We start from the raw sequence: 3920 nt of genomic DNA, 5'->3' as shown, positions 1-3920 counted from the left end.
ACGCGCGCGACATCGTCACGCTCGACGGGCTGCGCGTCGAATATGCCGACGGCTTCGGGCTCGCCCGCTCGTCGAACACGACGCCGGTCATCGTGCTGCGCTTCGAAGCCGACGATGAAGCAGCGCTCAAGCGGATTCAGGACGACTTCCGGCGCGTGATCCTCGGTGCGAAGCCAGATGCGGTGCTGCCGTTTTAAGGTGAGGTGAAGATTGGGCTAACGACTACTGCGACAAGGGCCGTTACTGCAGAGACAACAGATGCGGTAGCCGGTGGTTCCATTGCGAGCCTCTGCCTCCAAGATGGCGGTCCTTGGAAGCGCCGATCTACGTCGTAACAGCGCCGGCTAATACGAAACGGAGATACGGCGTGGTGAAGTCATTGGCCCTGGACCAGAAGGGATAGGTCACTTCCTTTCGAAACCATCCAAGAGAAAGACGAGACAGACCCCAAGCGCCGCCACAACGCGGTAAACCCATTACCCGGGACCGATCGAGATGATAGGCCGCGTCCGCTTACAGCAGTTCGCGAAACTGCTCGACCGTAAGCCCGGCATCACGAACAAGACCACCCATCGTGAATGCGTTGACGGGATTGTGGCGCGGAACGGTAAGGATCCGCCGACCGTTAGTCATCACGATGTGCTTGCCTTGACGCGCGATCCAGAATCCAGCCTTTTCGAAGGCGCGTACCGCATCAAGGTGATTTACCCCGGGAACCTTGGGCAAGTGCTACACCGTTATCTCGACTTCTCGAATCTCTTCACCCTCAAGCTGCTCTTCGACGACCGAGATGTACTCTCGGATGGCATCCCGGATGTTCTCTAGAGCCTCCCTCTCCGTGGCACCCTGGGACCAACATCCGGGCAACCCGGGGACGGAGACGCTAAAGCCTTCGTCAGATCTGTGTATCGCAATCTTGTATTTCATAGAACCTCCGCAGGCAGTATAGCCCGCTTTGTCCGGGACGCCGAACGTTGAGGGATAAGCACGCATGGCACTTGGGCGCTAGGCGGATGACGACAGGGATGGCCTCGCACGCGCCCTACACCACCGATCTTCGTTTCGGCCGAGCTTCAGAGTAGACATTCTGCGCCCTACCGCTTGAGGCAGCGGCCGCTGGAGCACGAACACAGAAGAACCGCAGTGCCCCAAAACCTGTCACTTACAAAGCGGCAAACCGGACATACGCTTGGCCATCAATCATTCGAGAAAGGCGCATTCACCTCGCCGCATCCCCCATCCGGTACTCCTGGGTCAGATCGTCCAGCCGCTGCTTAAGCTCGGGCGTCATCACGAAGTCCATCCCCGCCACGCTCGCGGCGAGTTGCTCCGGGCGGCTCGCGCCGATGATGGGAGACGTGATCACCGGATTCGCCAGCACCCAGGCGACCGCCAGTGTCACCAGGGATACCCCGCTCTCCTTCGCGATGTCCGCGAGCTTGCCCACGGTTTCGAACTCGCGCTCGTGCCAATAGCGGTCCTGATAGATCGAGGTCGCCGTTCCGAGCGTGAACCGCGAGCCCTCGGGCGGCGGCCGCGAGCGGTCGTGCTTCCCGCTCAGCAGGCCGCCAGCGATCGGGTTGTAGGGGATGACGCCCAAGCCTTCCTCCGCGCACAGCGGCAATAGCTCCCGCTCGATCTGCCGGAAAATCAGGTTGTAGCGCGGCTGCACCGTCGCCATGCGGGTGATCCCGCGCGCCTCGCTCTTGCCCAGCGCACGCGCAACCCGCCAGGCGAGGAAATTGGAGCAGCCGACGTAACGCGCCCGACCGCTGCGCACGACGATGTCGAGCGCTTCGAGCGTTTCCTCGATCGGCGTCGCGGCGTCGTAGTGGTGGATCTGATAGAGGTCGACGTAGTCGGTGCCCAAGCGCTGGAGCGACCGGTCGATCGCCCACAGGATGTGCTTGCGCGACGCCCCCTGCTGCCACGCGGCGGGGCCGACCTTGTTCGCGCACTTGGTCGCGATGACGAACTCGTCGCGCCGGCCCTTGAGCCAGCGACCGATGATCTCCTCGGTGCGGCCGACGGTATCGAGCGTGCCGCCGAGGGGATAGACGTCGGCGGTGTCGATGAAGGTGATGCCGCTTTCGGTGGCAGCGTCGAGGATCGCGCGCGAAGTCGCCTCGTCGCACTGCAAGCCGAATGTCATGGTGCCGAGGCAGAGCCGCGAGACCCGCAGGCCGGTGTTGCCGAGTCGAACGTGTTGCATGTGCTTTCTCCGATATTGCTACTTGATCCCCACCACCATGGAATCCGGGCCGATCAGATGCTCGACGTAGACCTCGCTGAACCCCACCTCCTGCATCCAGCCGGCGCAATCCGCCCCGGTGTAGTCGAAGCCGCCCGGCGTCTCGACCAGCATGTTGAGGCTCATGAGCAGGCCGAACGCATTGCCGCGGCGTTCGTCGTCGATCAGCGCCTCGTAGACGATCATCGCACCGCCGCTTGGCAGCGCCTCCCACGCGTTGCGCAGCAGCAGCTTCTTCTGGTCGAGGTCCCAGTCGTGGAGGATGTGCCCCATCATCACGACTTCCGCCCGCGGGATGGGATCGGTGAAGAAGTCGCCCGCGACGAACTTCACGCGGTGATCGACGCCGTTGACCGCGGTGTACTCCTCGAAGATCGGCCCGACTTCGGCGAGATCGAAACCCATGCCGTTGAGATGCGGATGCGCGAGCGCTACCTGCACCGCGAGATCCCCCTGCGCAGTGCCGACATCCACGAAGCTGCGGTACTGCCGCCACGGAAACTTCTCGGCGATGCCGAGATTGGCACCGCGACTCACGCCGGTCATCGCCCGCAGGAATTCTTTCAGCCGCGCCGGATCGGCGTAGAGCGTCGTGAAGAGGGACTCGCCGCCGCCCTTGAGTTCGTTCTGCGGCAAGCCGGTGCGCAGCGCCTCCGTCAGCCCGCCCCAGAAGCGGTACAGCCGGTGGTTGCCCATCTCGAGAATGCCGCCGATGTAGGACGGCTTGCGCTTGTCGAGGAAGCGCTCGGTCGCGGGGGTGTTGCAGTAGACGCCGTCGACGCGATCGAGAAAACCGAGGGCCACCAGCGCATCGAGGAAATCGCCGGCGGAGCGTGGATGCAGTCCGAGGCGCCCCTGCAAGTCTTCCAGCGTGCCCGGTCGCCGCGCGAGTTCGGTGAAGACTTCCATCTCGACGGCTGAGAGCAGCGTCTTCGAGCCCCAGAACGCGAAGCCGACCTGCAGGATGCGCTCGGGGCTGAGTTCGTCGGCGGGCTCGACGTCCATGGTCTTCTCCTCCTTGGTTTTCGAAGGGCGTCATTGTGGCAGAAGGCACGCTATCGTGCGCCCCTGCGGGCGGAGCGAGATCCGTCAAAGGACTGATGGCGTTCGGCATACCGGCACGCTAAGATGCCAGCGCTGCCGATTCGCGTTTGGCATGATTCGCACTTGGCATTCAAGAAGCGGGGGAGGAATGCGTTACGCGCTTGCCCAGTATCTGCCGGGCCTTGCGGCGAGTGCCGTTCCGGCGCCCAAGCAGGTAGCCCCTCCACCTCCTGACTGGTGGTCCTGCGCATGAGTGCCACCGCCACTGTTTCCCTCGGCTCGCACGGTTTGGCGCTGCGCTGTCATCTGGTGGAGGTGCGGGAGGATCGCCCGCTGAATGAGGCGGAGGATGTCGGGCGCTTCGAGAGTTGGCGATCGCGCCATCAGACGCTCGCCCGAGCAGGCAGACCTGCGAGCACAGAATTGCTCGCGCTCGGAGAAGAGCTGTACGACTGGCTCAACGGCGCGGATCAGTTCCTGCACCGCGTCCTGGAGGGCGCCCCAGCGCCACTACTAGTCGAGTTCGCAGTCGCCAAGCAGGACAATAGCGCCCTCGCCCGCGCCTTCCTCGATGCACCCTGGGAGCTGCTCGCGAGCGGGGGCCGGCACCTTGCGCTTGCCGATG

Annotated in this window: 6 protein-coding genes; 2 read left to right on the top strand and 4 right to left on the bottom strand. The window is 63.7% G+C overall.

All coding sequences use genetic code 11. The features are described from left to right. Window positions 1-197 (top strand): phosphomannomutase/phosphoglucomutase (locus JNK68_09365; GenBank protein MBL8540568.1); only part of this gene is annotated, 197 nt, incomplete at its 5' end. Between the two features lie 316 nt (window positions 198-513). Here JNK68_09365 and JNK68_09360 read toward each other — a convergent pair. The 4 genes from JNK68_09360 to JNK68_09345 form a co-directional block, all read right to left on the bottom strand. Beyond that, a complete protein-coding gene (locus JNK68_09360; GenBank protein MBL8540567.1) occupies window positions 514-726 on the bottom strand; it encodes a type II toxin-antitoxin system HicA family toxin in 213 nt (70 codons plus the stop codon). A gap of 3 nt (window positions 727-729) precedes the next feature. Beyond that, window positions 730-927: a type II toxin-antitoxin system HicB family antitoxin gene (locus JNK68_09355; GenBank protein ID MBL8540566.1), complete on the bottom strand. Its 198-nt coding sequence runs from the start codon at window positions 925-927 to the stop codon at window positions 730-732. A 292-nt stretch (window positions 928-1219) separates the two neighbouring features. Then, window positions 1220-2212, bottom strand: a complete 993-nt coding sequence (locus tag JNK68_09350) for an aldo/keto reductase (protein ID MBL8540565.1) — start codon at window positions 2210-2212, stop codon at window positions 1220-1222. Window positions 2213-2230: 18 nt separating this feature from the next. Further along, window positions 2231-3256 (bottom strand): methyltransferase, encoded by a 1026-nt coding sequence (locus JNK68_09345; protein ID MBL8540564.1) that lies wholly within the window; start codon window positions 3254-3256, stop codon window positions 2231-2233. A gap of 288 nt (window positions 3257-3544) precedes the next feature. On the opposite strand from JNK68_09345, the gene JNK68_09340 reads away from it, so the two are divergent. After that, window positions 3545-3920, top strand: a 376-nt coding sequence (locus tag JNK68_09340; protein ID MBL8540563.1) for a hypothetical protein, incomplete at its 3' end; no start/stop codon positions are given.

The sequence above is a fragment of the Betaproteobacteria bacterium genome, from assembly GCA_016791345.1.
Taxonomy (GTDB): domain Bacteria; phylum Pseudomonadota; class Gammaproteobacteria; order Burkholderiales; family JAEUMW01; genus JAEUMW01.
This window is presented reverse-complemented; position numbering and strand designations above follow the sequence as displayed.

Coding starts and splice junctions, on each gene's coding strand:
- JNK68_09355 (MBL8540566.1), bottom strand. CDS start 927: ATGAAATACAAGATTGCGATACACAGATCTGACGAAGGCTTTAGCGTC.
- JNK68_09350 (MBL8540565.1), bottom strand. CDS start 2,212: ATGCAACACGTTCGACTCGGCAACACCGGCCTGCGGGTCTCGCGGCTC.
- JNK68_09345 (MBL8540564.1), bottom strand. CDS start 3,256: ATGGACGTCGAGCCCGCCGACGAACTCAGCCCCGAGCGCATCCTGCAG.